This is a genomic window from Streptomyces kebangsaanensis, assembly GCF_001906585.1.
Classification (GTDB): domain Bacteria; phylum Actinomycetota; class Actinomycetes; order Streptomycetales; family Streptomycetaceae; genus Streptomyces; species Streptomyces kebangsaanensis.
Map to the genome: position 1 here is coordinate 19372 of NZ_JUJA01000039.1, position 3335 is coordinate 22706.

Below are 3335 nucleotides of genomic sequence, written 5' to 3' on the forward strand. Positions count from 1 at the left end.
GGAGCGGTTCGGGCCCGCCGGCACCGGCCCCCTGCGGGTGCAGGTCGACGACCCCTGGCAGAACGACGAGACCCAGGGGACCCACGACCCGCACGAGGTCACCATCCAGCTCGACGCCGTGGAACTGAGCGGCCCGTCCGCCGCGGCGGTCGGCACCGTCGGCGGCAAGGAGGCCGACAGGCCCGTCTTCGTCGACGAGTCCGGCCGCCGCAGCCGCCGCTTCCGCCGCCTCGGCATGGCCGTCGGCCTCGCCTGCGCCGTCTACGCGGTCGTCATCGTCGTCACCCTGCTGTCCGGCAACGCGGCCGCCCCCTGGGTGCCGATCCCGGTCCCCGGCGCGGACGACACACCGGCGAGCAAGGTCAAGGAGTCCCCGCACCCGACGGAGTCCGCCGACCCGTCCGCGGACGCCAGTGACGTGCCCGACGCCGGCGCCGACCCCAGCGCCCCGAGCGCCGGCGTGGACCCGGCCCCGGGGACCACCGCCGCACCGGGGACGTCGGCCCGGCCCGGCACGACGCCCGACGCCTCCACCACGCCCGAGCCCTCCGCGTCCAGCACGAGGAAGAGCTTGCCGGACGGCACCGCCACCACGCCTCCCGCCCCCGGCGCAGGCGGCTCGACCCCTGGCGGCGGCTCGTCGTCGTCCGCCCCGCCCCCCGTCGAACCGGACCCGGGCACGCCCCCGACCGGCGGCCCCGGCGGCCCCGGCGGCCCCGGCGGCCCCGGCAACACCGGTGGTCCCGGCGGTACCGGAGCCACCACCAACAACGCCGGCGCGGCCCCCGCCCGGACCCCGATCGCCTCCGGCGGGCCGGCCACGGCCCAGCCCGGCGCCACACCCGCCCAGTCCCCGGAGAACGTCCTCTGATGGCCTCGCGCTCCAACCGTCGCCGTTCCAACCGAGCCGGCGGGCGCTCCCGACGTGCTCCGGCCCCCGTCAACGCGCGCCGCCTCCGCCTGCCCATGCGCTGGCTGCTGCCCGCGACACTGCTGATCGCCGTCACCGCGATGCTGATGCTGCGCGGCTATGTGCACAGCGAGATCCTCGCCGACCACCGCATCCGGCCCGAGGCGGCCACCGACCAGGTGCCCGACGAGATCCTCGGGGGCGGCCCGGTCATCGACACCCGCGGCGGCAAGACCGCCAGCCTGAGCGTGCCCAAGCAGCGGCTCGTCCTCACCTTCGACGACGGGCCCGACCCCACGTGGACCCCCAAGGTCCTCGACGCGCTCAAGGCGCACGACGCGCACGCGGTGTTCTTCATCACCGGCACCATGGCCTCGCAGTACCCGGACCTGGTCAAGCGCATGGTGCGCGAGGGCCACGAGATCGGGCTGCACACGTTCAACCACCCCGACCTCTCCTACAAGTCGGAGAGCGGCATCGACTGGCAGCTGTCCCAGAACCAGATGGCGCTGGAGGGCGCCGCCGGGATCCGCACGTCGCTGTTCCGGCCGCCGTACTCCTCCTTCGCCGACGCGATGGACAACGCGTCCTGGCCGGTCACCCAGTACGTCGGCTCCCGCGGCTACCTCACGGTCCTCAACAACTTCGACACCGAGGACTGGCAGAAGCCGGGCGTCGACGAGATCATCCGCAGGGCCACGCCGAAGAACGGCGACGGCGCCATCGTCCTGATGCACGACTCCGGCGGCGACCGGCACCAGACCGTCCAGGCGCTCGAACGGCTCCTGCCCGAACTCCAGGCCAAGGGCTACAAGTTCCAGAACCTCACCGAGGCCCTCGGCGCGCCCAGCGCGCACACCCCAGTCGCCGGCGCCGAGCTGTGGAAGGGCCGGGCCTGGGTCTTCCTCGTCCAGGCCTCGGACGAGATCACCGGCGTACTGGTCGTCGGCCTCGCGGTCGTCGGCTCCCTCGTCCTCGCCCGCTTCGGCCTGATGCTGCTGCTCTCCGGCGCGCACGCCCGCCGGGTGCGCCGGAAGAACTTCCGTTGGGGCCCCGACGGCCCGGTCACCGAGCCGGTCACGGTCCTGGTCCCGGCGTACAACGAAGCCAAGTGCATCGAGAACACGGTGCGCTCCCTCGTCGCCGGTGACCACCCGATCGAGGTGCTGGTCATCGACGACGGCTCCAGCGACGGCACCGCCCGCATCGTCGAGGACCTGAACCTGCCGGGCGTACGGGTCATCCGGCAGCTCAACGCGGGCAAGCCGGCCGCCCTCAACCGGGGCGTGGCCAACGCCCGGTACGACCTCATCGTGATGATGGACGGCGACACCGTCTTCGAGCCGTCCACCGTCCGCGAGCTGGTGCAGCCCTTCGCCGACCCGCGCGTCGGCGCGGTCGCCGGCAACGCCAAGGTCGGCAACAAGGACTCGCTCATCGGGGCCTGGCAGCACATCGAGTACGTGATGGGCTTCAACCTCGACCGCCGGATGTACGACATCCTCGGCTGCATGCCGACGATCCCCGGAGCCGTCGGCGCCTTCCGGCGCAGCGCGCTGGAGCGGGTGGGCGGGATGAGCGAGGACACGCTCGCCGAGGACACCGACGTCACGATGGCGCTGCACCGCGACGGCTGGCGGGTGGTGTACGCGGAGAACGCGCGCGCGTGGACCGAGGCCCCGGAGTCCGTGCAGCAGCTGTGGTCCCAGCGCTACCGCTGGTCGTACGGCACCATGCAGGCGATCTGGAAGCACCGCCGGTCCGTCATCGAGCGGGGTCCCTCGGGCCGCTTCGGCCGCGTCGGCCTGCCGTTCGTCTCCCTGTTCATGGTGGTGGCCCCGCTGCTGGCCCCGCTGATCGACGTCTTCCTGCTGTACGGGCTGGTGTTCGGCCCCACCGAGAAGACGGTCGGCGCCTGGCTCGGCGTGCTGGCGGTGCAGGCGGTCTGCGCCGCGTACGCCTTCCGGCTGGACCGCGAGCGGATGAGGCACCTGGTCTCGCTGCCGCTCCAGCAGATCCTCTACCGGCAACTGATGTACGTCGTCCTGCTCCGTTCCTGGACCACGGCCCTCACCGGCGGCCGGCTGCGCTGGCAGAAGCTGCGGCGCACGGGCGTGGTGGAAGCGCCGGGTTCGATCCCGCAACAGCGGACGGCGGGCAGCGGCAGTGAACGGAGGCCCGTCGGATGACGGCACACGAGTACGGGACGGCGGACGGCACGCCGCCGCCGGGCGTACCCGGGGGCCCGGGGCCGGCGCCCCGGCCGTACGGGGACACCTACGGGAGCACCTACGGGAGCACCTACGGGAACGCCGGGCAGACGGAAGACGCGTGGCCTTACGGGGGCGAGGGCCCGGGCGAGGTGAGGATCCCCGCCCAGAAGACGGCGACGGCCGAAACGGCCGAAACGGCCGGCGGGGCGGCC

The 3335-nt window shown here is 73.6% G+C and carries 1 protein-coding gene and 2 pseudogenes; all 3 read left to right on the forward strand.

The window, feature by feature from the left end:
• Window positions 1-871, forward strand: a pseudogene (locus RH94_RS05075) (hypothetical protein); the annotation flags it as partial.
• Window positions 871-3099, forward strand: a complete 2229-nt coding sequence (locus RH94_RS05080; RefSeq protein WP_073946449.1) for a glycosyltransferase — start codon at window positions 871-873, stop codon at window positions 3097-3099. The pseudogene RH94_RS05075 and the gene RH94_RS05080, both read left to right, overlap by 1 nt.
• Window positions 3096-3335, forward strand: a pseudogene (locus RH94_RS42455) (hypothetical protein); the annotation flags it as partial. The gene RH94_RS05080 and the pseudogene RH94_RS42455, both read left to right, overlap by 4 nt.

Bases quoted from the DNA above. Each gene is read 5' to 3' on its own strand.
- RH94_RS05080 (WP_073946449.1), top strand. From the start codon at position 871: ATGGCCTCGCGCTCCAACCGTCGCCGTTCCAACCGAGCCGGCGGGCGC.